The sequence below is a fragment of the Cellulosimicrobium cellulans genome (assembly GCF_007679345.1).
GTDB lineage: Bacteria > Actinomycetota > Actinomycetes > Actinomycetales > Cellulomonadaceae > Cellulomonas > Cellulomonas cellulans_A.
Window position 1 is genome coordinate 192,633 of the sequence record NZ_VEGH01000006.1, and the last position, 23,307, is coordinate 215,939.

21 protein-coding genes are annotated in these 23,307 nt (G+C 73.7%); 15 read left to right on the top strand and 6 right to left on the bottom strand.

Annotation, left to right across the window (positions count from 1 at the left end):
- The first annotated feature begins 12 nt into the window (after positions 1–12).
- Both ychF and FS882_RS10085 read left to right on the top strand, forming a co-directional pair.
- A complete protein-coding gene (gene ychF / locus FS882_RS10080; protein WP_158372923.1) occupies positions 13–1,098 on the top strand; it encodes a redox-regulated ATPase YchF in 1,086 nt (361 codons plus the stop codon).
- Positions 1,098–2,231, top strand: coding sequence for a class I SAM-dependent methyltransferase (locus FS882_RS10085; RefSeq protein WP_158372924.1), 1,134 nt, complete (start codon positions 1,098–1,100; stop codon positions 2,229–2,231). Before ychF ends, FS882_RS10085 begins: the two co-directional genes overlap by 1 nt.
- 10 nt (positions 2,232–2,241) lie before the next feature.
- Here the strand turns inward: FS882_RS10085 and FS882_RS10090 are convergent, their stop codons facing one another.
- Positions 2,242–3,033, bottom strand: coding sequence for an SDR family NAD(P)-dependent oxidoreductase (locus FS882_RS10090; protein WP_158372925.1), 792 nt, complete (start codon positions 3,031–3,033; stop codon positions 2,242–2,244).
- Between the two features lie 109 nt (positions 3,034–3,142).
- On the opposite strand from FS882_RS10090, the gene FS882_RS10095 reads away from it, so the two are divergent.
- Together FS882_RS10095 and FS882_RS10100 are read left to right on the top strand one after the other, a co-directional pair.
- Positions 3,143–3,646 (top strand): MarR family winged helix-turn-helix transcriptional regulator, encoded by a 504-nt coding sequence (locus FS882_RS10095; RefSeq protein WP_158372926.1) that lies wholly within the window; start codon positions 3,143–3,145, stop codon positions 3,644–3,646.
- A 115-nt stretch (positions 3,647–3,761) separates the two neighbouring features.
- The gene (locus tag FS882_RS10100) at positions 3,762–5,009 is read left to right on the top strand and encodes an ATP-binding protein (RefSeq protein WP_158372927.1); all 1,248 of its coding nucleotides are present in this window, start codon (positions 3,762–3,764) and stop codon (positions 5,007–5,009) included.
- A 19-nt stretch (positions 5,010–5,028) separates the two neighbouring features.
- On the opposite strand, the gene FS882_RS10105 is transcribed toward FS882_RS10100, so the two are convergent.
- The 4 genes from FS882_RS10105 to FS882_RS10120 form a co-directional block, all read right to left on the bottom strand.
- Positions 5,029–5,472 (bottom strand): iron chaperone, encoded by a 444-nt coding sequence (locus FS882_RS10105; RefSeq protein ID WP_158372928.1) that lies wholly within the window; start codon positions 5,470–5,472, stop codon positions 5,029–5,031.
- 110 nt (positions 5,473–5,582) lie between these two features.
- The gene (locus tag FS882_RS10110) at positions 5,583–6,029 is read right to left on the bottom strand and encodes a hypothetical protein (protein ID WP_158372929.1); all 447 of its coding nucleotides are present in this window, start codon (positions 6,027–6,029) and stop codon (positions 5,583–5,585) included.
- Positions 6,026–7,540 (bottom strand): APC family permease, encoded by a 1,515-nt coding sequence (locus FS882_RS10115; protein WP_158372930.1) that lies wholly within the window; start codon positions 7,538–7,540, stop codon positions 6,026–6,028. The genes FS882_RS10110 and FS882_RS10115 overlap by 4 nt, the downstream gene beginning before the upstream one ends.
- 112 nt (positions 7,541–7,652) lie before the next feature.
- Positions 7,653–8,321, bottom strand: a complete 669-nt coding sequence (locus FS882_RS10120; protein ID WP_158372931.1) for a hemerythrin domain-containing protein — start codon at positions 8,319–8,321, stop codon at positions 7,653–7,655.
- A 113-nt stretch (positions 8,322–8,434) separates the two neighbouring features.
- On the opposite strand from FS882_RS10120, the gene FS882_RS21370 reads away from it, so the two are divergent.
- The 5 genes from FS882_RS21370 (at position 8,435) to FS882_RS10145 (ending at position 14,618) form a co-directional block, all read left to right on the top strand.
- A complete protein-coding gene (locus FS882_RS21370) occupies positions 8,435–8,968 on the top strand; it encodes a CGNR zinc finger domain-containing protein (protein WP_222848185.1) in 534 nt (177 codons plus the stop codon).
- A gap of 95 nt (positions 8,969–9,063) precedes the next feature.
- Positions 9,064–9,471 (top strand): VOC family protein, encoded by a 408-nt coding sequence (locus FS882_RS10130; protein ID WP_158372932.1) that lies wholly within the window; start codon positions 9,064–9,066, stop codon positions 9,469–9,471.
- Between the two features lie 411 nt (positions 9,472–9,882).
- Positions 9,883–11,733 (top strand): ABC transporter family substrate-binding protein, encoded by a 1,851-nt coding sequence (locus tag FS882_RS10135; RefSeq protein ID WP_158372933.1) that lies wholly within the window; start codon positions 9,883–9,885, stop codon positions 11,731–11,733.
- A gap of 204 nt (positions 11,734–11,937) precedes the next feature.
- On the top strand, positions 11,938–13,554 hold the full coding sequence (locus FS882_RS10140) for an ABC transporter permease (protein WP_158372934.1): 1,617 nt from the start codon (positions 11,938–11,940) through the stop codon (positions 13,552–13,554).
- Positions 13,551–14,618 (top strand): ABC transporter permease, encoded by a 1,068-nt coding sequence (locus FS882_RS10145; RefSeq protein ID WP_158372935.1) that lies wholly within the window; start codon positions 13,551–13,553, stop codon positions 14,616–14,618. Before FS882_RS10140 ends, FS882_RS10145 begins: the two co-directional genes overlap by 4 nt.
- Positions 14,619–14,622: 4 nt before the next feature.
- On the opposite strand, the gene FS882_RS10150 is transcribed toward FS882_RS10145, so the two are convergent.
- On the bottom strand, positions 14,623–15,237 hold the full coding sequence (locus FS882_RS10150) for a PH domain-containing protein (RefSeq protein ID WP_158372936.1): 615 nt from the start codon (positions 15,235–15,237) through the stop codon (positions 14,623–14,625).
- A gap of 93 nt (positions 15,238–15,330) precedes the next feature.
- Between FS882_RS10150 and FS882_RS10155 the strand changes: the two genes are divergently transcribed.
- The 6 genes from FS882_RS10155 to FS882_RS10180 all read left to right on the top strand — a co-directional run bounded on the left by FS882_RS10155 (position 15,331) and on the right by FS882_RS10180 (position 23,285).
- Complete coding sequence (locus FS882_RS10155; protein WP_158372937.1) at positions 15,331–17,262, top strand: ABC transporter ATP-binding protein; 1,932 nt, start codon at positions 15,331–15,333, stop codon at positions 17,260–17,262.
- A 139-nt stretch (positions 17,263–17,401) separates the two neighbouring features.
- Complete coding sequence (gene typA / locus FS882_RS10160; RefSeq protein ID WP_158372938.1) at positions 17,402–19,339, top strand: translational GTPase TypA; 1,938 nt, start codon at positions 17,402–17,404, stop codon at positions 19,337–19,339.
- A gap of 10 nt (positions 19,340–19,349) precedes the next feature.
- Positions 19,350–20,411 carry a PIG-L family deacetylase gene (locus tag FS882_RS10165; protein WP_158372939.1) on the top strand — a complete coding sequence of 354 codons (1,062 nt, stop codon included), beginning with the start codon at positions 19,350–19,352 and terminating at the stop codon, positions 20,409–20,411.
- Positions 20,412–20,435: 24 nt separating this feature from the next.
- On the top strand, positions 20,436–20,822 hold the full coding sequence (locus FS882_RS10170; RefSeq protein ID WP_158372940.1) for a hypothetical protein: 387 nt from the start codon (positions 20,436–20,438) through the stop codon (positions 20,820–20,822).
- Positions 20,819–21,352 carry a flavin reductase family protein gene (locus FS882_RS10175; RefSeq protein ID WP_262348198.1) on the top strand — a complete coding sequence of 178 codons (534 nt, stop codon included), beginning with the start codon at positions 20,819–20,821 and terminating at the stop codon, positions 21,350–21,352. Before FS882_RS10170 ends, FS882_RS10175 begins: the two co-directional genes overlap by 4 nt.
- 145 nt (positions 21,353–21,497) lie before the next feature.
- Complete coding sequence (locus FS882_RS10180) at positions 21,498–23,285, top strand: VanW family protein (RefSeq protein ID WP_158372941.1); 1,788 nt, start codon at positions 21,498–21,500, stop codon at positions 23,283–23,285.
- Positions 23,286–23,307: the final 22 nt, after the last annotated feature.

Here is a 23,307-nt window from a genome sequence, read left to right on the forward strand (position 1 = left end):
GGATGGTCGCCCGTGGCACTCACCATCGGCATCGTCGGCCTGCCCAACGTCGGCAAGAGCACCCTGTTCAACGCGCTCACCCGCGCGCAGGTCCTCGCGGCGAACTACCCGTTCGCCACGATCGAGCCCAACGTCGGCATCGTGCCGCTGCCGGACCCGCGCCTGGAGACCCTCGCGGGGATCTTCGGCAGCGAGCGGATCCTGCCCGCGACCGTGTCGTTCGTCGACATCGCCGGCATCGTCAAGGGCGCGAGCGAGGGCGAGGGCCTGGGCAACAAGTTCCTCGCGAACATCCGCGAGGCCGACGCGATCTGCCAGGTGACCCGCGCGTTCGCCGACCCCGACGTCGTGCACGTCGACGGCCGCGTGTCGCCGAAGGACGACATCGAGACGATCAACACCGAGCTGGTCCTCGCCGACCTGCAGACGCTGGAGAAGGTCGTCCCGCGCCTGGAGAAGGAGGTCCGGATCAAGAAGGCGGACCCCGCCGAGCTCGCCGCCGCGCAGGCCGCCCAGGCCGTGCTCGAGTCCGGCCAGACGCTGTTCCAGGGCGCGAAGGCCGCCGGGCTCGACCTCGCCGACCTCGCCTCGCTGCAGCTCATGACGGCCAAGCCGTTCATCTACGTGTTCAACACGGACGACGCGGGCCTGGCGGACACCGCGATGCAGGACGAGCTGCGCGCGTTCGTCGCGCCCGCCGACGCGATCTTCCTCGACGCGAAGTTCGAGTCCGACCTGGTCGAGCTCGAGCCCGACGAGGCCAAGGAGATGCTGGCGGAGAACGGCCAGGAGGAGGCGGGGCTCGACCAGCTCGCCCGCGTCGGGTTCCACACGCTCGGGCTGCAGACGTACCTGACGGCCGGTCCCAAGGAGTCCCGCGCCTGGACGATCCGGCAGGGCTGGACCGCCCCGCAGGCGGCCGGCGTGATCCACACGGACTTCCAGAAGGGCTTCATCAAGGCCGAGGTCATCTCGTTCGACGACCTGGTCGAGGCCGGCTCCGTCGCCGCCGCCCGCGCCGCCGGCAAGGCGCGCATCGAGGGCAAGGACTACGTGATGGCCGACGGCGACGTGGTGGAGTTCCGCTTCAACGTCTGATGACCGAGGACCTGCTCGGCGCGCTGCGCTGCGACCCCGAGATCCCCGCGCCGGACCTGGTCGCGGTCGACGCCGCCGACCGGCTGGTCCTGGACGAGGCCGCGCCGCTGCTCGACGGCGCCGCGCCCGGCTCGGTCGTCGTGATCGGCGACCGGTACGGCGCGGTGACGTTGGGCGCGATCGACCGGTTCGGGCTGACCGGCGTCCGCACGCACACCGACCGGCTGACCGGCGAGCTCGCGCTGGCGGAGAACGCGGCCCGGCTGGGTCGCGCCGACGCGTTCCGGTCGCTCGCGGACCTCGCCCCCGAGCTGGTGTCCGGCGCCCGGGTGGTGCTGCTCCTGCTGCCGCGGTCGCTCGACGCGCTGGACGAGATCGCCGCCCTGGTCGCCCGGCACGCGGACCCGTCGGTGGTCGTGGTCGCGGGTGGCCGGGAGAAGCACATGTCCCGGGCCATGAACGACGTCCTCGCGCGGCACTTCGGGCAGGTGCGCGCCAGCCGCGGGCGGCAGAAGGCCCGCGTCCTGCACGCCGCCGGACCGCTCGCCGTCGACGAGGGAGGCCCCGCCTGGCCCGCGACCGCGCGGCACGACGACCTCGGGCTGACCGTCCGCGCGCACGGGGCGGCGTTCGCCGGCGCCCGCGTGGACATCGGCACCCGGTTCCTGGTCGAGCACCTGGCCGATGCCGCCCCCGACGCGCGCGCCGCGGTGGACCTCGGCTGCGGCACCGGGGTGCTGGCGTCCGCGCTGGCCGCCGCTCGTCCGGGCGTCGAGGTCGTCGCGACCGACGAGGCCGCGGCCGCGGTCGCCTCGGCCCGGGCGACCGTCGAGGCGAACGGGCTCGCGGACCGGGTGCGCGTGCAGCGGGCCCGGGGAACGGCCGGGATCCCCGACGCGAGCGCCGACCTCGTCCTGCTCAACCCGCCGTTCCACGTGGGCGCCGCGGTGCACGACGGCGTCGCGCGCGGGCTGTTCGCCGAGGCGGCGCGGGTGCTGCGCCCGGGGGGCGAGCTGTGGTGCGTGTGGAACTCCGGGCTCGGCTACCGGCCCGCCCTCCAGGCCGCGGTCGGCCCGACCCGGCAGGTGGCGCGGAACCCGAAGTTCACGATCACGGCGTCCCGCCGGGTCTGAGGCGACGGCCTCACAGCAGCGTCGTCAGCACGCCCCCGTCGGCCCGCACCGCGGCGCCGTTCGTGGCCGACGACAGCGGGCTCGCCAGGTACACCGCCAGCCGCGCGATCTCCTCGGGCTCGAGGAACCGCTGCAGCAGCGACGTCGTCCGGGCGGCGGCCAGCGTGTCCTTCAGGTCGCCGGCGGGGACCCCCTGGGCCTGCGCGATCTGCTCGACCGTGCGCGCGACGCCGTCGGAGTAGGTCGGCCCGCCGAGGATCGTGTTGACCGTGACGCCGGTGCCGCGCGTGGTCTTGGCGAGGCCGTTGGCCAGCGCCAGCGCCCCGGCCTTCGTGACCCCGTAGGGGATCATGTCGGCCGGGACGTCCACCCCCGACTCGCTGCTGACGAACACCACCCGGCCCCGTCCGCGGGCGAGCATCGGCGGGAGCAGCCGGCGGGTGAGGCGCACGCCGCTCAGCAGGTTGACGTCGAGGTAGCGCTGCCACTCGGCGTCGGTGGCCCGGTCGAACGGCACGACGTCGAAGACGCCGGCGTTGTTGACGAGCACGTCGACGTCCCCCAGCCGGTCCAGCAGCCGCTCCACCTGATCGGCGTCCGCGAGGTCGGCGGCGATGCCGGACACCCCGGACCCCGGGACGGCGTCGCTCAGTCGGGCGACCGCGTCGTGCACCCGGCCCTCGTCGCGCCCGTTGACGACGACCTCGGCACCCTCGCGCAGCAGGGCCGCGGCGATCGCGTGGCCGATGCCCTGCGTCGACCCGCTGACGAACGCCCGGGTCCCGGTCAGCTGCAGATCCATGGTGGTCCTCCCCGTGCCGCCGCACCGTGCGGCGATCACTTGCTCAGGAAAGTCACGGTAGGTCGCGATCACTTTCCTGAGCAAGTCAGGCCCGGCTAGGCTGGCTCGCATGACGCACTCCGCGCAGACCCCCGCCGAGCTCGAGGGCGACGACCTCGCGACCTGGTCGGCGCTGGCGACCGTGCTCGAGTGGCTCCCGCCCGCGCTCGACGCGCAGCTCCAGCGGGACGCCGGGATCACGCACTTCGAGTACGGGGTGCTCTACGCGCTGAGCCGGGCGGACGACGGCGCGCTGCGGATGAGCGTGCTCGCGGACTACGCGAACAGCACCCTGTCCCGGCTCTCCCGCGCGGCGGCCCGGCTCGAGGGTCGCGGGTGGCTGCGCCGGGAGCCGGACCCCACGGACGGGCGCTACACGCTCGCGCTGCTGACCGACGCCGGGCGGGCGGCGGTCGCGGCGGCGACGCCCGGGCACGTCGCGACGGTGCACCGGCTGGTGCTCGACCGGCTGACCGCGGCGCAGGCGCGGCAGCTGCGGGAGGTCAGCCTCCGGATCGCGCGGGCGGTGCGCGAGGAGGGTGCCTGGCGGCCGCCCGTGCCGAGGGAGCGGTGACCGGCCGGCCGGGGCGCCGTACCCTGCAGAAGGTAGCGTAGCGACGGTACAGAAGGTAGCGTAGCCGGCCTGTCAGAGGTAGCGTAGGGCGCCTGCGAGCGGTAGCGTGCCGACCGTGGAGTACCTCACCAGGACCGTCGACGCCGAGTTGTCCGCGCTGCTCCCGCACGCGGCGGCGATCGCCCTCGACGGCCCCAAGGGCGTGGGGAAGACCGCCACCGCGCTCCGGCGCGCGACGACTGCCTGGTTCCTCGACGACCCTGCGCAGCGGCAGGTGGCCGCGGCCGACACCGCGTTGTCCACGCCCCCGCCCGGGGGCGTGCTCCTCGACGAGTGGCAGCGGATCCCGCAGGTGTGGGACGCGGTGCGCCGCCAGGTGGACGCCGGCGCACCGCCGGGCCGGTTTCTCCTCACGGGCTCCGCGAGCCCGGTCGACGGCGCCGGCACGCACAGCGGTGCCGGCCGCATCCTCTCGCTGCGGATGCGGCCGATGGCCCTCCACGAGCGGGGCGGGGTGGAGCCGACCGTGTCCCTCTCGGCCCTGCTGGCCGGGGGTGCGACCGTCGCGGGCGAGTCGACGACCTCGCTCCGCGACTACGCCGAGGCGATCGTCGAGAGCGGCCTGCCCGGGGTCAGGACGCACGCGCCGCGCGTGCGCCGCGGTCTGCTCGACGCCTACCTCCAGCGAGTCGTCGACCGCGACCTGCCCGACCTCGGCTTCTCGGTCCGCCGTCCGGAGACCCTCCGGCGCTGGTTGGCCGCCTACGGCGCGGCCTCCTCGACCACCACCGCGTACTCGCGCCTGCTCGACGCGACGACCGGGGGCGACGGCGCCCAGCCGGCCAAGACGACCACCATCGCCTACCGGGACCACCTCACCCGGCTGTGGCTGCTGGACCCGGTGCCGGGCTGGATCCCGGCGAACAACCCGATCTCGCGCCTGCAGCAGGCGCCCAAGCACCAGCTGGCCGACCCCGCCCTGGCGGCCCGGCTCCTCGGCCTCTCGGCGGACTCGCTGCTCGGCCCGGCGGGCGCGCACATGACCGGCCCGCTGTTCGAGTCGCTCGTCACGCTCGGGGTCCGGGTCGCCGCGCAGGCGGCCGAGGCGACGGTGCACCACCTGCGGACCGGGTCGGGCGACCGCGAGGTCGACCTGGTCGTGCAGGGGGACGACGGCAGGGTCGTGGGCGTCGAGGTGAAGCTGGCCCCGGCCGTGACGGACGCCGACGTCCGGCACCTGCTGTGGCTGCGCGAGCGGCTGCCCGACCTGGTCGCCGACCTCGTCGTCGTGACCACGGGGACGACGGCCTACCGTCGCCGTGACGGGGTCGCGGTCGTGCCGCTCGCCCTCCTCGGGGCGTGACCGGCTCGGCCGAGCGCCCTCACCCCTCCCCGGCGGCCCGCCGCACCAGGTCCCGGATCGCCGCCTCCTCGGCCTCGCCGACCCGGGTCAGCGCGTACGCCGTCGGCCACATCCCACCGTCGTCCAGCCGCGCGTCGTCGTTGAACCCGAGCGTCGCGTACCGGGCCTTGAACTTGGACGCCGGCTGGAAGAACAGCACGGCCTTCGTGGCGCCGTAGGCCGGCATCCCGTACCAGGTGCGGGGGGTGAGCCCGGGCGCGACCTCGCGGACGATCGCGTGGATCCGCTCGGCCATCGCCCGGTCCTCGTCCGGCAGCTCGGCGATCTTCGCGAGCAGCTCGGCCTCCGGGTCGCCGGCGGCCTTGCCCCGCTTGCGGGCGGTGCGGACCTCGGCGGCGCGCTCCTGCATCGCGGCGCGCTCCTCGGCGGTGAAGTTCGCGGTGGGCTCGCGGGTCTCGGTCATGCTCGGTGCCTCCTGCTCGGCGGGGTGCGGTGCGTGAGCCCACCGTAGGAGCCGCGGCCGGCGCCGTGCTTCTCCGATCCTGACGGGTCCGGCGTCCGGCGTCCCCGGTGTCAGGACCCGGTGTCCGCGAGCTGCAGGTCGTCCACCACCGCCTGCAGGTCGGCCAGGTGCTCCGGGCAGTAGACCTCGACGATCAGCAGCTCGGCGCGCACGGCGCGGTCGGCGGCGAGCGTCGGCCGGCTCCCCGGGCCGGTGGCGCCGTTCGCCAGGCCGCGGAACAGCGCCGCCTTCCCGAGGGCGGACGCGGGGTCGGCGCAGACGACGCCGCCGTCGGCGCCGAGCACCGCGGCGACCCGGTCGGCGGACGGCAGCCGGGTGGCGCCGGACGCGGCCATCGCGTCGACCAGCTCCTGGGCCTTGTCCTGCGCCTCGGCGTCCTGCCGCGCGGAGCGGAACGACAGCAGGGCGATGAGCACCAGCACCGCGAGGACCGCGATGCTCACCCCGTAGACCCAGCCGCGCTCGCGGCGGGTCGAGGTCTCGACGGGCACGGTCATGACGCGCTCACCTCCGGTTGCTGCGCCTCCGCGAGCCGCCACGTGGGCTTGCGGGACCGGTAGAACAGGAACGGCACGAGCAGGCCGAGGCCGAGGGCGCCGCCGCCGACGACCACGACGTAGACCCACGGGCTGCCGGTGCCGAGCTGGGAGGGCGGGACGAACCCGACGAGCAGCGCGGCGGCCGAGGCCACGAAGCCGACGCCGCACAGCGTGCGGATGATCGGGGCGCGGTAGCCGCGCGGGTGGTCGGCGTGCAGCCGCCGCAGCCGCACGGCTGCCACGAACATGAGCAGGTACATGATCAGGTAGACCTGCGTCGTGATGACCGAGAACACCCAGTACGCGCTCGACACCGAGGGGATGAGCGCGTAGCCGAGGGCGATGACGGTCGTGACGGCGCCCTGGGCGACCAGGATGTTCTGCTGGACGCCGTTCTTGTTGAGCCGCTGCAGGAACGGCGGCAGGTAGCCCTCCTGCCGGGAGATCAGCAGCAGGCCCTTCGACGGCCCGGCGAGCCAGGTGAGCATCCCGCCGACGGAGGCGGCGACGAGCATGATCCCGATGACCGGGGTCAGCCACTGCCAGCCGAACTGGGCGAACACGGCGTCGAACGCCTGCATGATCCCGGCCGTGAGCGACAGCTCCTCCGCGGGGACGAACCAGGAGATGGCGAGCGCCGGCAGGATGAAGATGAGCAGCACCATCCCCATCGCCAGGAACATCGACCGCGGGAACTCGCGCCCGGGGTTCCGCAGCGACGAGACGTGCACCGCGTTCATCTCCATGCCCGAGTAGGACAGGAAGTTGTTCACGATCAGCACGAGGCTGGACAGGCCGGCCCACGCGGGCAGCAGGTGCTCGGCGTCCATCGGGGCCGCCGACGGGTTGCCCTGCCCGAGGAACACGACGCCGAGGGTCACGAGCAGCACCCCGGGGATCAGCGTGCCGATGATGAGGCCGCCGGAGGCGAGCCCCGCGATCGCCTTGGTGCCGCGGGACGACACCCAGACACCGCTCCAGTAGACGATCACGATGACCGCGGCCGTCCACACGCCGCTGGTCGCCAGGTCCGGGTTGATGACGTACGCGAGCGTGCTGGCCACGAAGCCGAGCAGCGTCGGGTAGTAGAAGATCGTCATCGCGAACTGGCACCAGACCGCGAGGAACCCGGCGGGCTTCGAGATGCCCTCGGACACCCAGTTGTAGACGCCGCCCTTCCAGCCGGACGCGAGCTCGGCGGACACCAGCGAGGTCGGCAGCAGGAACACGATGGCCGGGACGACGTACAGGAACACCGCGGCGAGGCCGTAGATCGCCATGGTCGGCGCCGCGCGCAGGCTGGCCACCGAGCTGGTGGTCATCATGGCGAGAGCGACCCAGGAGATCCACTGGGCCGCCGGCACCGGGGTGCGGCCCGCCGGGGCGTCCGCGGCGGGCGGCTCCGGGGCGTCGCCCGCGCGGTGCCGCCCGACGGGCTCACCGGTGGTGGGTGCGGTCTCTGCGGACATCAGGCCCCCCTCTCCGCGCCGTCGCCGGCGACGAGGCCCACGCTAGGAAGGGGCGGGTGGGGCGTCCTCACCCGGGCGGGGTTACCTCCCCGCGCCCGACGGCCCGGCGGGGTCACCCGACGCCGTAGACCCGCGCGCGGTGCGCGGCGAACCGCCGGCGCCCGACGGTGTGCCAGAGCAGCCGGGCCGGCGCGGGCAGGTTGGTGCGCAGCCAGCCCGCGCGCTCCGCGGGCGGCACGGCGTCCAGGATCCAGCCCAGCTGGATGAGCAGCCGGCTGCGCGGCACCGCGGCCATCCCGTGCTCGTGCAGCTGGTCCCACTCGCGCTGGCTGAGCACGCTCGACGCCGTCGGCAGGATGCGCTCCTCCTCCTGGCCGAGGTGCAGCACGAGCAGGGCGTGCAGGTCGTCCAGCACCCGGGCGACGCCGTCGCGCGCGGTCGCCGGCGCGCCGTCCTCCCAGGCGGGCAGCGCGGCGTCCAGGTCGCGCAGCAGCTCGGCGACGGTCGCGTGCTGCGCGCGCATCAGCCCGACGTGCAGGGCGCAGGCGGGGGAGCGCTGCTCGAGGCGGTCCCAGAGCAGCTGGTCCTCGCCCTCGTGATGGTGGTGCAGGCCGGTCGCGACCTCCCGGACGTGCGCGGCGACGACCCGCATCCGGCCGACGTCGCCGTCCCGGACGCCGCGGACGAGGCCGGGCGCGTCGGCGAACGCCCGCCGGAACAGCTGGTGGATGTGCAGCAGGTCGGAGGTGTCGCACCCCGGACGGTCGGTGGTCGTCGTCATCGTCGGCTCGCTCTCGCTCGGCGGGGCTGGTCGGGACGCCCGGCACCGGTGACGTCGCCCCTGCGGACGTCACCGGCTATCGCCGAACGGTGGTGACGACTATCCTCAGACCCATGTCCGCCGTCAAGAGCCCCGACCCGCTCGACGCCTGGGTGGTCCGGGGCGTCGAGCCCGGCGTCGCGCCGGACGCGACGGAGGGGCTGCGCGCGCTGCTGAACACGGACGACCGGTTCCACGGGGTCGACCCGCTCCGCGGCTCCGGCCCTGCGGCGCTCGTCGAGGCCCGCGACGTGCTCCGCGGGTACCTCGGCGGCGGCGAGCCGGCCGCGCTGGCCGCGCTCGCGGCGCGGTACCCGCTCGTCGTCGCGCCGGGCGACCCCGGGACCGCCGCGCTCACCCTCGTCCCCGCGCCCGGGGCCGGCCCGGACGCGGCGCTGGTCGCGGGCGTGCTCGCCGCGCTGCACCGCGCGGTCGCCGCGGGGGAGTGGGCGCGCCTCAAGGCGTGCGCCAACCCGGACTGCCAGTGGGTCTACCACGACGGCTCGCGCAACCGGTCGGGCCGGTGGTGCTCGATGGGCGAGTGCGGCGACGTGATGAAGGCGCGCGCCTACCGCCGCCGCGCCCGGGCCGGCTCGGCGCCGGCCTGACGCCGCGCCGGCGCCGCGACCGGGCTGCGAGCGGCCAGCCGTACGCTGCGGGCGCCGGCCGGCCGGCCGTCGGCGGGCCCGCGCTGGAGGCGACCATGCTGTCCGACCACCCCGCGATGCCCTGCCTCGCCGTGCGGGACCTCGACCGCGCGCGCCGGTTCTACGAGCAGACCCTGGGCTTCCGGCGGGCGGAGGTGCCGGGGCTCGACGAGACCGAGGGCGCGGGCGTCGTCTACGCGACGAAGGAGGGCGGGATCCTGGTGTACCCGTCCGCCTACGCCGGGACGAACCGGGCGACCGCCGTGACGTTCCAGGTCCCCGGTGACGCCTTCGACGCCGAGGTCGCCGCGCTGCGCGCCGGCGGGGTCGAGCTCCAGACGTTCGAGCTGCCGTCGGGGTCGTGGCTGGACGGCGTCCTGACGGACGGGCCGATGCGGGCGGTGTGGTTCGCCGACCCGGACGGGAACATCCTCAACGTCGAGACCGTCGCCGCCGCGGGCTGACGGCGCGCCGGACGGGCCGCCGCGTGCGATGCTCGTCACACCCGGCGCCGGGACGAGGGCGTCGCGACGCCGGGAGGCACGCGACCGACAGGTCACCCCATAGCACAGGGCCCCGGTTCCGCGCTGAGCCGGAGGCCCCGGACGAGGGCATCCACCTGCCGGGGATGCCCTGACTGGCATGTTTCCGCCGTGTTTCCGGCAGGTTCCGTCTTGAATGCTGGACACTACTGCTCAGTATCGATCCGGTAACGATCGCCTCCGACGGGGGGATGTGTCCGTTTTGTCCCAAGTGGGGTCACTAGCGTTGCCCCATCCACGGCGGGACCGCACGTCTGCCGCGCTCGGGACGACCCCTGGAGGTCGGCCCGCGCGGCGCGAGGACGGGTGGGCGCCACCTTCACAGGAGGAACATTGAAGATCAGGCGATTCAGCGCCGCGGCGGCCGCGGTGGCGGCGGGGGCCCTCGTGCTCACCGCGTGCTCCAGCCCGGCGCAGCAGAGCGAGATCGAGGAGACGACCTCGGTCAACGTCGGGTGGAACGAGCCCTTCCGCTCGACCAACAACCTGACGGCCAACGGCAACGCCACGACGAACGCGAACATCGTCTACCTGACGACCTCGTTCTTCAACTACTACGACGGCGACCTGAACCTCGCGAAGAACGAGGACTTCGGCACGTACGAGGTCGTCTCCGAGGACCCGCTGACCGTCAAGTACACGGTCAACGAGGGCGTCACCTGGTCGGACGGCACCGCGGTCGACGCGGCGGACATGATCCTGTTCTGGGGCGCCCAGAACGACAAGTTCGACACGGTCGCGGCCTCCGACGTGGAGACGGACGACGAGGGCAACGCCATCGTCGGCGACGGCCAGGTCTACTTCGACTCCTCCTCGCCGGCCATGACCGCCATCTCCGAGTTCCCGGAGATCGGCGACGACGGCCGCTCGGTCACGTACGTCTACGACACCCCGCGCTCCGACTGGGAGGTGTCGATGAACCAGCCCAGCCCGGTCGCCGCCCACGTGGTCGGCAAGCTGGCGCTCGGCATCGACGACCCGGCCGAGGCCAAGCAGGCCGTCGAGGACGCGTTCGAGAACAACGACGCCGCGGCGCTCGCGAAGATCGCGGACACCTGGACGAACGCGTTCAACTTCACCTCGCTGCCGGACGACCCGGACCTGTACCTCTCGTACGGCCCGTACGTCATCTCGGACTACGTCGAGAACCAGTACCTCACGCTGACCCGCAACGAGGACTACAACTGGGGCCCGGAGCCGAAGGTCGACTCGATCACGGTCCGCTACACCGAGGACCCGCTGGCGTCGGTGACCGCGCTGCAGAACGGTGAGGTCGACCTCATCGCCCCGCAGTCGTCCGTGGACGTCCTCGCGACGCTCGACGGCATCGACGGCGTCTCCTACACCTCGGCCCCCGAGGGCACCTACGAGCACGTCGACCTGACCTTCGACAACGGTGGCCCGTTCGACCCGGCGACCTACGGCGGCGACGCCGAGAAGGCCCGCAAGGTCCGCGAGGCGTTCCTCAAGACGATCCCGCGCCAGGAGATCATCGAGAAGCTCATCCAGCCGCTGCAGGAGGACGCCACCACCCGTGACTCCTTCCTCATCGTGCCGGGTGCCCCGAGCTACGACGAGGTCGTCGCCGGCAACGGCTCCGACGCCTGGGCCGACGTGGACATCGAGGGCGCCAAGGCGCTGCTCGCCGAGGCCGGCGTGACCACCCCGGTCGACGTCCGCTTCCTGTACGGCAAGTCGAACGTGCGCCGCGCCAACGAGTTCCAGCTCATCTCGGCGTCCGCCTCGCAGGCCGGCTTCAACGTCATCGACAACGGTGACGACAACTGGGGCACGATCCTGGGCACCGGCACGTACGACGCGTCGCTGTTCGGCTGGCAGTCCACCAACACGTTCATCCTGAACGCCGAGGCGAACTACGTGACCGGCGGGCAGAACAACTACGGCGGCTACTCGAACCCCGAGGTCGACGCCCTGTGGGCCGAGGTCGCGACGAACACGGACGCCGACAAGGAGACCGAGCTCGCGATCCAGATCGAGCAGAAGCTCAACCAGGACGCCTTCGGCGTCAACATCTTCCAGTTCCCCGGCGTGGTCGCGCACCGCGACGTCCTCGAGGGCGTCTCGACCATCGCGCTCTCGCCGACGATCTTCTGGAACTACTGGGACTGGGAGATCAGCGCGGACGACTCCATCGAGGCGCCGACGGCGACCGAGACCGAGTGACGCACTGACCTGACGCTCCTCCCCGAGGAGCGACGCCGGCACGGGGGTACCGCGGCCACCGCGGTACCCCCGTTGCCGTGCCCCTTCCAGTACCACAGCCGTACGGGTACCCACGGCCGACCCCGGCCCGGGCGCAGCACCCCTATCCGGAGTGCCTACACTTGCGCTTTGCGAGTACCCCCCTTCCCGTGAGGCAAGGACCCCATGGCCACCTCTGTGACGACCCGTGCCTCCGGCGCGCGCTCCGCGCCCGACGCACCGGTCACGGCGCGACGTTCCTGGTTCCGGAACGCGGCGCCCACCCTGACCTTCCTCGGTCGACGCCTCGTGTCGTCGGCGATCGTGCTGCTGGGAGCGACGTTCATCGTCTACATGCTCCTGGCGTACTCCCTGGACCCCCTCGAGGACCTGCGGACGAGCACGGCGCCGAACAAGGAGGCGCTGATCGCGGCCCGCACCATGGCGCTCGACCTGGACACGCCGCCCGTCATCCGCTACTTCAAGTGGCTCGGCGCGCTGTTCACCGGTGACCTCGGCTCCAGCTGGGTCTCCGGCCAGCCGGTCACCGCCCTGCTGGGCTCCGCGATCCCGAGCACCGTGCAGCTCGTCGCCGCGTCGACGCTGCTCGCCATCGGCCTGGGCGTCCTGGTCGGCATCGTGTCGGCCCTGCGCCAGTACACGCGGTTCGACTACAGCGTGACGTTCCTGTCGTTCGTCCTGTACTCGCTGCCCTCGTTCTGGGTCGCGGTGCTCCTCAAGCTCTGGGGCGCCATCGGCTTCAACGACTTCCTCGCGGACCCGACGGTCCCGCCGCTGTGGATCGCCCTGCTGTCCGTGATCTCGGGCGTGCTCTGGTCGTCGATCATCGGCGGCAGCACCCGCACCCGCTGGGTGTCGTTCGGTGCGGCGCTCGTCGCCACCGCCGGCGCGCTGCTGTTCATCTCGAACTCCGACTGGCTGCTGAACCCGAGCCTCGGCCTGGTGGGCGTGCTCGTCCTCGGCGTCGGCATCGCGTTCGGCGTGGTCGCGCTCAGCGCGGGCCTGGACAACCGCCGCGCCCTGTACGCCTCGCTGACCACGGTCGCGATCGGCGCCGCGCTGTACTACCCGCTGCAGTTCGCCTTCGTGAACGCGACCTGGCTGCTGATCATCGGCCTGGCGATCGCGTCGGTCGTGGTCGGCCTGGTCGTCGGCTACCTGTTCGGCGGGTACGACCGGGCGGTCTCGATGCGGGCCGCGGCCGTCACCGCCGTGGGCGTGGGCGTGCTGATCTTCGTCGACCGCGTCATGGCGGTCTGGTACACGTACTCGAACGCGTCGGTGATCAACGGCCGCCCGATCGCGACGATCGGCTCGCAGACGCCCGGCCTGTCCGGCGACTTCTGGGTGGAGTCGCTCGACAAGTTCACGCACCTCGTGCTGCCGACGATCGCGCTGATCCTCATCTCGTTCGCGAGCTACACCCGGTACTCCCGGGCGAGCCTGCTCGAGGTGATGAACCAGGACTACATCCGCACCGCGCGGGCCAAGGGCCTCTCGGAGCGGGTCGTGACCACGCGGCACGCGTTCCGCAACGCGCTCATCCCGCTCGCCACCGTGGTGCCGCTGGACATCGCGGCCCTGTTCGGCGGCGCGATCATCACCGAGCGCATCTTCGCGTGGAGCGGCATGGGCGCGCTGTTCATCAAGTCCCTGGGCGCCAAGGACGCGGACCCGATCATGGGGTACTTCCTCGTGACCGGCACCCTCCTCGTCCTCGCCAACATCGTGGTCGACTTCGTGTACGCGGCGCTCGACCCCCGGATCCGGGTGAACTCATGAGCATCACTCCTCCCCTCGAGCCGAACGAGGGCATCACCGACCCGAAGGCCGCGGTCGAGAACACCGAGAACGCCATCGAGCTCAAGGAGGTCGAGGGCCTCTCGCAGGGCCGCATCGTCCTGCGGCGCTTCCTGCGGCACCGCGGCGCGATGATCTCGGCCGTCGTGCTGGTCGCGGTCGTCGTCCTCGTGACGACGTCCATCGGCTGGGGCCCGATCCCCGGATGGTGGAAGTACGGCTACCGCGAGACCAGCGACATCGTGAACGCGGGCGGCGCCCCGACGATGGGCTTCGACGGCGGGTTCCACTTCGGCGAGCACCCGTTCGGCCAGGACAACATCGGCCACGACGGCTTCGCGCTCGTCATGCGCGGCACGCAGCAGTCGCTCACCGTCATGTTCGTGATCGGCCTCCTGTCGACCACGATCGGCGTCCTCGTCGGCGCGCTGGCGGGCTTCTTCCGCGGCCGCCTGGACGACCTGCTCATGCGGTTCACCGACATGATCATCACGATCCCGGTCATCATGATCGGCGCCATCCTCGGCGTGCTGGTCGGCGGCGCGAACCCGTGGTCGCTGGCCATCGCGCTGTCGCTGGTGTCCTGGACGAACATGGCGCGTCTGGTGCGCGGGCAGTTCCTCACCCTGCGCGAGCGGGAGTTCGTGGACGCGGCCCGCGTGGCCGGCGCGTCGAACGCGCGGATCATGTTCAAGCACATCCTGCCGAACGCGGTCGGCGTGATCATCGTCAACGCGACGCTGCTCATGGCCTCCGCGATCCTGCTGGAGACCGCGCTGTCCTACCTCGGCTTCGGCATCAGCAGCCCCGAGGTGTCGCTGGGTCAGCTCATCAACGAGTACCAGACCGCGTTCGCCACGCGGCCCTGGCTGTTCTGGTGGCCCGGCCTGTTCATCGTGACGATCGCGCTGTGCGTGAACTTCATCGGTGACGGCCTGCGCGACGCCTTCGACCCGCGGCAGCGGCGCATCCCGACCAAGCGGGCCCTGGCGAAGGCGGACGCCCGCAAGGCCCGCGCCCAGGCCCGGGCCGCGGCGCGAGCCTGACGTGTCAGAGCGCCACGGTCAGCACGCTGGCCGCGATCAGCACGGCGATCGCGGCCAGCGTGCCGGCGTGCCAGCGCACCCGCGGGGTGGCGCGCTCGAGGCGCGGGTCGTCCAGGACGCCCGCGTCGCGCAGCTCCTCCCAGCGGCGGCGCACGATGATGGCCGCCTGGCCGGAGGCGCTCGACGCGAGGTCGCCGGGGCGCACGGTCCCGCCGGGGCCGTAGGTCGAGCCCGGCAGGTCCGCGACGTCCGCCTTGCCGGAGGTCGCCACGCGCGTGCGGCCGGGCGCCGGCGCGGCCCAGGCGGCGTAGTCGCCGTAGGCGGTGTGCAGCGTGAGCGCGTAGCGGGTGTCGACCCGCTGGATCGTCGGCCAGGGCAGCTCGATCGTCCGGGTGACGTTCCTGAGCTCGACGCCCGCGGGGCTGACCAGCACGGCCGGACGCCAGTAGGCGGCCCACACCCACAGCACCACCAGCACCACCGGTGCCACGTAGGGCCACGTCGCCCCCGCGTCGGCCACCAGCCCGGTCACCAGGCCGCCGAGGCCCAGGACCGCCACGACCACCGCCAGCACCCGGCCGAAGGCCGGTCTGTACTCCACCACGTCCGCCGAGACCATGCGGCCATCGTCCCAGACCAGCGGACGTCCGCCCCTCTCGACGTCGCGCGGCCCGCACACATCGGGTCGTCCCACGGAAGGATCTCGTGAACCGTGACCACTGACTACGCCACCAGCCCGGGGGCACCCGCGGCCGACGCCAAGGCGCCGATCCTCGAGGTCCGCGACCTGCGCGTCGAGTTCTTCGTCGACGGCGAGTGGTTCCCGGCGGCCCAGGACGTGTCCTACGACGTCCGCCCGGGCGAGGTCCTCGCGATCGTCGGCGAGTCCGGCTCCGGCAAGACGCAGTCGTCGATGTCGCTGATCGGCCTGCTGCCGCCGAACGGCCGCGCGGAGGGCTCCGCCAGGCTCGCGGGCCGGGAGCTGCTCGGCCTCACCCACAAGCAGCTGAGCAAGGTCCGCGGCAAGGACGTCTCGGTCATCTTCCAGGAGCCGATGACGGCGCTGAACCCGGTCTACACCGTCGGGTTCCAGATCGTCGAGACGCTCCGCGTGCACTTCGACATGACGCCGAAGCAGGCCCGCGCCCGCGCGATCGAGCTGCTGCGCATGGTCGACCTGCCGAACCCGGAGGAGTCGGTCGACAAGTACCCGCACCAGCTCTCCGGCGGTCAGCGCCAGCGCGCGATGATCGCCCAGGCGCTCGCCTGCGAGCCCAAGCTGCTCATCGCCGACGAGCCGACGACCGCGCTCGACGTGACGGTCCAGGCCGAGATCCTCAAGCTGATGCGCGACCTGCGGCACCGCGTCGACGCCGGCATCATCCTCATCACCCACGACATGGGCGTGGTCGCGGACCTGTCGGACCGCGTCATGGTGATGAAGAACGGCCGCGTGGTCGAGTCGGGCTCGGCCGACGAGGTCTTCAACCGCCCGCAGCACGAGTACACGCGCCAGCTGCTGGACGCCGTCCCGCACCTCGGCTCGGAGACCTTCGCCGCGTCCGGCCTGCACGGCGAGCACCCCGTCGCCGCCGCCGAGGGCACGGCGGCGCTGCACGTCTCGGAGCGGCCGCTCGGCCAGCCCCTGCCGCGGCCGGGCGTCCTGGACGCCGCGCAGACCGGCTACGCGCTCGAGGCGAAGGGCCTCGTCATCGAGTACCCGGGCCGCGGCCGCGTGCCCGCCTTCCGGGCGATCAACGGCATCGACCTGTCCATCGGGAAGGGCGAGGTCGTCGGTCTCGTCGGTGAGTCGGGCTCCGGCAAGACCACCGTCGGCCGTGCCGCGGTCGGCCTGCTGCCGGTCGCCGGCGGCTCGCTCTCGGTCAACGGCGTCGAGCTGGCCGGCATCAAGCCGAAGGACCTGCGCGCCGTCCGCCAGGACGTCTCGATCGTGTTCCAGGACCCGGGCTCCTCGCTGAACCCGCGCCTGCCGATCGGCGAGTCCATCGGCGAGCCGCTCAAGCTGCACAAGATCGCCTCGGGCGCCGACCTGGACCGCCGGGTCGAGTCCCTGCTGGACCGGGTGCACCTGCCCCGCGCCATGCGGAACCGCTACCCGCACGAGCTGTCCGGCGGCCAGCGCCAGCGCGTCGGCATCGCCCGCGCCCTGGCCCTGTCGCCCAAGCTGCTCATCGCCGACGAGCCGACGTCCGCGCTCGACGTGTCGGTCCAGGCGCGGGTGCTGGAGCTGTTCCAGGAGCTGCAGCGCGAGTACGGGTTCGCCTGCCTGTTCATCAGCCACGACCTCGCGGTCGTCGAGATCCTGTCCAACCGGATCGCCGTGATGAGCAAGGGCGACCTGGTCGAGGTCGGCCCGCGCGAGCAGATCCTGCGCGCGCCGCAGCAGGACTACACCCGGCGCCTGCTCGCCGCGGTGCCCGTGCCGAACCCGGCCGAGCAGAAGCTGCGCCGCGAGGAGCGGGACCGGCTGCTCGCCGCGGCCGCGCCCGCCGGCACCTCGGCCGCCGAGTCGGCCGTGGCCGACGGGCAGCGCGTCCAGGCGTTCGAGGACGAGCAGGTCACCAACGCGGGCCGGTACGACGGCAACCTCCGCCCCCGGGGCGGCGGCGACGGGTCGGTCTGACCCGCACCCGCAGCCCGTCCCCCGCGCGCCCCGGCACGACCCCTCCTCGTGCCGGGGCGCGCGTGCGCGTACAATCGATCGGCGCTCGACGTCGTCGCGCCCCTCATCTCCCCACTTCCTCGCGGAAACGAGTCCTGACATGACTGTGCCCACCTCGCCCACGGGCACGCGCGTGCGCGGCGACCTGCGCAACGTCGCGATCGTCGCGCACGTCGACCACGGCAAGACCACGCTGGTCGACGCGATGCTCCACCAGTCCGGCGCCTTCGGTGCGCACGCCCACGTGGACGAGCGCGCGATGGACTCGGGCGACCTCGAGCGCGAGAAGGGCATCACGATCCTCGCGAAGAACACCGCGGTCCGGTACGCCGGCCCCGCGGCGGCCGCGGCGGGTCAGCCCGACGGGATCACCATCAACGTCATCGACACCCCGGGCCACGCCGACTTCGGCGGCGAGGTCGAGCGCGGCCTGTCGATGGTCGACGGCGTCGTGCTGCTGGTCGACGCGTCCGAGGGCCCGCTGCCGCAGACCCGGTTCGTGCTGCGCAAGGCGCTGGCCGCGAAGCTGCCGGTGATCCTGGTCGTGAACAAGGTCGACCGCCCGGACTCCCGGATCTCCGAGGTCGTCGCCGAGGCGACCGACCTGCTGCTCGGCCTGGCCTCCGACCTGCACGACGAGGTCGAGGACCTGGACCTCGACGCCATCCTGGACGTCCCCGTCGTGTACGCCGCCGCCAAGGCCGGCCGTGCCTCGCTGACCCAGCCCGCCGACGGGGGCCTGCCGGACTCGGAGAACCTGGAGCCGCTGTTCGCCACGATCCTCGAGAAGATCCCGGCGCCGACCTACACCGAGGGCGCGCCGCTCCAGGCGCACGTCACCAACCTCGACGCCTCGCCGTTCCTCGGCCGGCTCGCGCTGCTCCGGATCTTCAACGGCGAGCTCACCAAGGGCCAGACCGTGGCCTGGGCGCGGCACGACGGCACGATGCAGAACGTCCGCATCACCGAGCTGCTCGAGACGAAGGCGCTCGACCGCGTCCCGACCGAGAAGGCCGGCCCCGGCGACATCGTCGCGGTCGCGGGCATCGCGGACATCACCATCGGCGAGACGCTGACCGACCCCGACGACCCGCGGCCGCTGCCGCTCATCACGGTCGACGACCCGGCCATCTCGATGACGATCGGCATCAACACGTCGCCGCTGGCCGGCAAGGGCGGCAAGGGCCACAAGGTCACGGCCCGCCAGGTCAAGGACCGCCTCGACTCGGAGCTGATCGGCAACGTGTCGCTCCGCGTCGTCCCGACCGACCGCCCCGACGCCTGGGAGGTGCAGGGCCGCGGCGAGCTGGCGCTGGCGATCCTGGTCGAGCAGATGCGCCGCGAGGGCTTCGAGCTCACCGTCGGCAAGCCGCAGGTCGTCACCAAGAAGATCGACGGCAAGGTGCACGAGCCGGTCGAGCGCATGACCATCGACGTGCCCGAGGAGTACCTGGGCGCCGTCACGCAGCTGCTCGCGCAGCGCAAGGGCCGCATGGAGACCATGTCGAACCACGGCACCGGCTGGGTCCGCATGGAGTTCCTGGTCCCGTCGCGCGGCCTCATCGGCTTCCGCACGCGGTTCCTCACCGACACCCGCGGCACCGGCATCGCCTCGTCGATCGCCGAGGGCTACGAGCCGTGGGCCGGCCCCATCGAGACCCGGGTCTCCGGCTCGCTGGTCGCCGACCGCGCCGGTGCGGTGACGCCGTTCGCGATGATCAACCTCCAGGAGCGCGGGTCGTTCTTCGTCGACCCGACGCAGGAGGTCTACGAGGGCATGATCGTCGGCGAGAACTCCCGCGCCGAGGACATGGACGTGAACATCACCAAGGAGAAGAAGCTCACCAACATGCGCTCCTCCACGGCCGACAACTTCGAGAACCTGGTGCCGCCGCGGCACCTCACCCTCGAGGAGTCGCTGGAGTTCGCCCGCGAGGACGAGTGCGTCGAGGTGACCCCCGAGGTCGTCCGCATCCGCAAGGTGATCCTGGACCAGACGGAGCGCGCCCGGGCCGTGGCCCGCACCAAGCGCGCCTGACGCCGCCCGCATGACCGACGCCGCGAGCACGCCGACCCGCACGGGTGGCGTGCTCGCGGTGCACGCGCACCCGGACGACGAGACGCTGTCGACCGGGGCGCTGCTCGCGACCTGGGCGTCGGCCCGCCTCCCCGCGACGGTGGTGACGTGCACCCGCGGCGAGCGCGGCGAGGTGATCGGCGCCGCGCTGGCGGCCCTGGAGGGCGACGGCGAGGCCCTCGCGCGGCACCGCGAGAGCGAGCTGGCGGCGGCGGTGGGCGCTCTGGGCGCCACCCAGCACTTCCTCGACGCCCTCCCGCTCCCCGCCGACCTCGCCGAGGTCGCAGAAGATGCCGCCTTCGCGGCTCGGGCAGCGACATCTTCTGCCGTCTCGGCGGGCGATCCGGCCGGGGGAGGCGCGGTCGGTGCGCGGTACCAGGACTCCGGGATGGCCTGGGTCGGGGCCGGACGCGCCGGTGCCGCGGGGGAGGTGCCCGCGGGGGCGCTCGTCGCCGTGCCGCTCGACGTCGCGGCCGGGCGGCTGGCCGGGCTGCTGCGGGAGCGGCGGCCGGACCTGGTCGTGACCTACGAGCCGGGCGGCGGGTACGGGCACCCGGACCACGTGCGCGCGCACGCGATCACGATGCGGGCGGTGGAGCTGGCCGTGGCGGCCGCCGCCGACGGCTGGGCGCCCGCCGTCGCCTGGGCGGTCGCGCCCGCGGCCGCCCTGCGCGCGGGATACGCCGCCCTGGCGACCGACCCGGGCGCCCGGGCGGCGCTGGCGGCCGCCGCCGACGACCGCCGCGCGACCCGGGAGGCCCCGCTGGCCCTGCCGGACCCGGCGGGCCCGCTCCCGTCGGTCGCGACCGACGCGCCCGTGGACCTGGCCGTCGCGGTGCTGCCGGTCCGGGACCGCGTGCTCGCCGCGCTGCGCGCCCACGCCACCCAGGTCCAGGCCGTCACGCCGCTCGCCCACCCGGACGCCGTGGCCTGCTACGCCCTGTCGAACCTCGTGCTCACCCCGGTCCTGCCGACGGAGTCGTACGCCTGGGCCCCGGGCCGCGCCCCGGCCGCCCCCCTCCCGCTGCCCTGAGCGGCGCGGGGTAGCCTGGCGCGCGTGCAGCCCCTGTCGACCCGGATGGTCCTCCGCGCCCTCGGCGCCCTGCTGCTCGGCGTCCTGGTCGGGACCGTCGGCACCGTGATGCACCGCTCGGTGCGCCCCTGGGGCGTGGTCGTCTGCCTGCTGCTGGTGCTCGCCGCCGCCGTGACCGTGCGCGCCTGGGGCGGCTGGGTCGCCTCGGTCGGGCTCCTGGTCGGGCTGTTCGGCAGCGTGCAGGTGCTGTCGGGGTTCGGCCCGGGCGGGGACGTGCTGGTGCCGGGCGGGGACGCCGCCCTCGGCTGGACGTGGGCGCTCGGCGCGCTGGCGGTGGCCCTCGCCGTGTCGCTCGCGCCGCGCCGCTGGTTCGCGGACGTGCCGCTGCGCCGCCGCCCGAGCGCCCCGTGACCGAGGTCGACCCGCTCTACGGCGACGGGTCCGCGCCCGGGTCCGCCGCGGCCACGGACGCGTTCCGGGCCGCGATGGGCCGGCTGCCCGCGGGGGTGGTCGTGGTGGCGGTGCGCTGGAAGGGCACCGAGCACGCGATGACGGCCTCCGCGCTGACCTCGGTGTCGCTGGAGCCACCCATGCTGCTGCTGTGCGTGCACCAGGACGCGCGGCTGCGGGACGCGCTGGACGACGTCGACACCTGGGCGGTCAGCGTGCTGGCGGACGACCAGGCGCCGGTGGCCGACTGGCTCGCCTCGCCGGGACGCCCCGCGGTGGGCCAGCTGGACCGGGTGCCGCACGTCGCCGCGCCGCGGTCGGGTGCGGCGTGGGTGTCCGGCGCGGCCGCCTGGTTCGAGTGCCGGACGGCGCAGATCGTCCCCGCGGGCGACCACGACGTGGTGCTCGCGGACGTGCTCGAGTCGCGCGAGGGCGATCCCGGGGCCGGCTCGCTCGTCCACCTGCGCCGGCGGGTGCGCGGGCTGCGCTGACCGGCGCGGGCGCCGTTGCGAAGTCGTGACCTGTGAACCGGTCGAAAGCGGGACAGGGACCCGGGGCGGAACCGGGCTGCGGCCGTAGAATCGGCGGTCGCGGTGCCCTGATCCCGGTGCCGCGCACTCGCGAGGGGGAACCTGGATGGCGAAGGGCAGCGCGGAGGGCACCGAGCCCGTCGTGGACGGCGACGGACCCGAGGAGTCGTGGTCCCCGCTGGACGAGTTCGAGCCCGAGCGGCCGCGGCGCTGGCTGCGCACGACGCTCGTCGTCGGCGGCGTGGTCGTGCTGCTGGCGGGCGCCTACGTCGGTGCGTCCTTCGCCCTGGCCGACCGGGTCCCGCGCGGCACCACCGTCGCGGGCGTCGCCGTGGGCGGCATGTCCGCCGACCGCGCCGAGCAGGTCCTGACCGACGAGCTGGGCGGTCTCGCCGTGCAGCCCGTGCCGGTCAGCGCGCAGGACATGTCCGGCACCGTCGACCCCGCGACGGCCGGCCTGACGTTCGACGCGGCGGCCACCGTCGACCGGCTGACCGGCGCGGACCTGCGCCCGCAGCGGCTGTGGCGGCACGTGGTGGGCGGCGGCGCCGAGCAGCCGGTCACCGCGGTCGACGACGCCGCGCTCGACGCGGCCGTCGAGGCCCTCGCCGGGACGCTCACCCTGGCGCCGGTCGACGGGTCGATCGCGTTCGCGGACGGGGAGGCGCACGCCGTCGCGGCCGAGGACGGCTGGGCGCTGGACGAGGACGCCGCCCGCGCGACCCTGACCGGCACGTGGCTCACCGCGGCGCGCCCGCTCGAGCTCGCCACCGAGGTGGTCGCCCCGGACATCACCCAGGAGGAGACCGACCGCGCGCTGCAGGACGTCGCGTCGCGGGTCGTGGCGGCGCCCGTCGCCGTGCAGGTCGCGGGCCAGACCGTCGAGCTGCCGGTGGACGTGCTGAGCGCCGCCGCGTCGATGGTGCCGCAGGACTCCGACCTGGTGCTGCAGATGGACGGCGCCGCGCTGGTCGAGGCGGTCCTCGCGCGCTCCACGAACCTGCTCACCACCGCCTCGGACGCGCGCTTCGAGTTCCAGGACGGCGCGCCGGTGATCGTGCCGGGCACCCCCGGCACCACCCTCGACCCCGCCGCCCTCGCCGCCGCCGTCGCGCAGGCCACCCAGGCCGACCAGCGGGACGCGGCCGTGGAGCTCGTCGCCTCCGACCCGGCGCAGACCACCGAGGCGCTGCAGGCCCTCGGCGTCACGCAGGTCGTCTCCGAGTTCTCGACGCCGCTGACGTCGGAGCCGCGCCGCACGCAGAACATCGCCGCCGGCGCCGCCGCCATCTCCGGCACGCTGGTCCGGCCGGGGGAGACGTTCAGCCTGACCGACGCCCTCGGCCCGATCGACGCCGCCCACGGCTTCACCACCGCGGGCGCGATCGTCAGCGGCGAGCACACGGACGCGTGGGGCGGCGGGCTGTCGCAGCTGTCGACGACCACGTACAACGCCGCGTACTTCGCCGGCATGGAGGACGTGGAGCACAAGCCGCACTCCGAGTGGTTCACCCGGTACCCCGCCGGCCGCGAGGCGACCCTGTTCACCGGCACGCTCGACATGCGGTGGAAGAACACCACCCCCTACGGCGCGCTGGTCCAGGCGTACGTCGCGGACGGCAAGACGTGGGTGAAGATCTGGAGCACCCCGTACTTCGAGGTGACCACCGAGGCCGGGCCGAAGACCAACGTCGTGCAGCCGACCACCGTGTACTCGCAGTCCGCGACCTGCTCGCCGCAGTCCGCGGGCAACCCGGGCTTCCGGATCACCAACACCCGGACCATCAAGCTCAACGGCGAGGTCGTCGCGGTCGAGCCGTCGACCTGGACCTACAAGGCGCAGAACAAGGTGGTCTGCGGGCCCGACCCGGCCTCGGCGCCGCCGGCGGGCTGAGGACCGCCCGGCCCCGGGCCGC

What these genes read in the sequence shown, in the direction of transcription:
- FS882_RS10110 (WP_158372929.1), bottom strand. Translation starts at nt 6,029, where the DNA reads ATGACCGTGCCCGTCGAGACCTCGACCCGCCGCGAGCGCGGCTGGGTC.
- FS882_RS10105 (WP_158372928.1), bottom strand. Translation starts at nt 5,472, where the DNA reads ATGACCGAGACCCGCGAGCCCACCGCGAACTTCACCGCCGAGGAGCGC.
- typA (WP_158372938.1), top strand. Translation starts at nt 17,402, where the DNA reads ATGACTGTGCCCACCTCGCCCACGGGCACGCGCGTGCGCGGCGACCTG.
- FS882_RS10120 (WP_158372931.1), bottom strand. Translation starts at nt 8,321, where the DNA reads ATGACGACGACCACCGACCGTCCGGGGTGCGACACCTCCGACCTGCTG.
- FS882_RS21370 (WP_222848185.1), top strand. Translation starts at nt 8,435, where the DNA reads ATGTCCGCCGTCAAGAGCCCCGACCCGCTCGACGCCTGGGTGGTCCGG.
- FS882_RS10145 (WP_158372935.1), top strand. Translation starts at nt 13,551, where the DNA reads ATGAGCATCACTCCTCCCCTCGAGCCGAACGAGGGCATCACCGACCCG.
- FS882_RS10165 (WP_158372939.1), top strand. Translation starts at nt 19,350, where the DNA reads ATGACCGACGCCGCGAGCACGCCGACCCGCACGGGTGGCGTGCTCGCG.
- FS882_RS10180 (WP_158372941.1), top strand. Translation starts at nt 21,498, where the DNA reads ATGGCGAAGGGCAGCGCGGAGGGCACCGAGCCCGTCGTGGACGGCGAC.
- FS882_RS10140 (WP_158372934.1), top strand. Translation starts at nt 11,938, where the DNA reads ATGGCCACCTCTGTGACGACCCGTGCCTCCGGCGCGCGCTCCGCGCCC.
- FS882_RS10085 (WP_158372924.1), top strand. Translation starts at nt 1,098, where the DNA reads ATGACCGAGGACCTGCTCGGCGCGCTGCGCTGCGACCCCGAGATCCCC.
- FS882_RS10130 (WP_158372932.1), top strand. Translation starts at nt 9,064, where the DNA reads ATGCTGTCCGACCACCCCGCGATGCCCTGCCTCGCCGTGCGGGACCTC.
- FS882_RS10115 (WP_158372930.1), bottom strand. Translation starts at nt 7,540, where the DNA reads ATGTCCGCAGAGACCGCACCCACCACCGGTGAGCCCGTCGGGCGGCAC.
- FS882_RS10095 (WP_158372926.1), top strand. Translation starts at nt 3,143, where the DNA reads ATGACGCACTCCGCGCAGACCCCCGCCGAGCTCGAGGGCGACGACCTC.
- FS882_RS10090 (WP_158372925.1), bottom strand. Translation starts at nt 3,033, where the DNA reads ATGGATCTGCAGCTGACCGGGACCCGGGCGTTCGTCAGCGGGTCGACG.
- FS882_RS10150 (WP_158372936.1), bottom strand. Translation starts at nt 15,237, where the DNA reads ATGGTCTCGGCGGACGTGGTGGAGTACAGACCGGCCTTCGGCCGGGTG.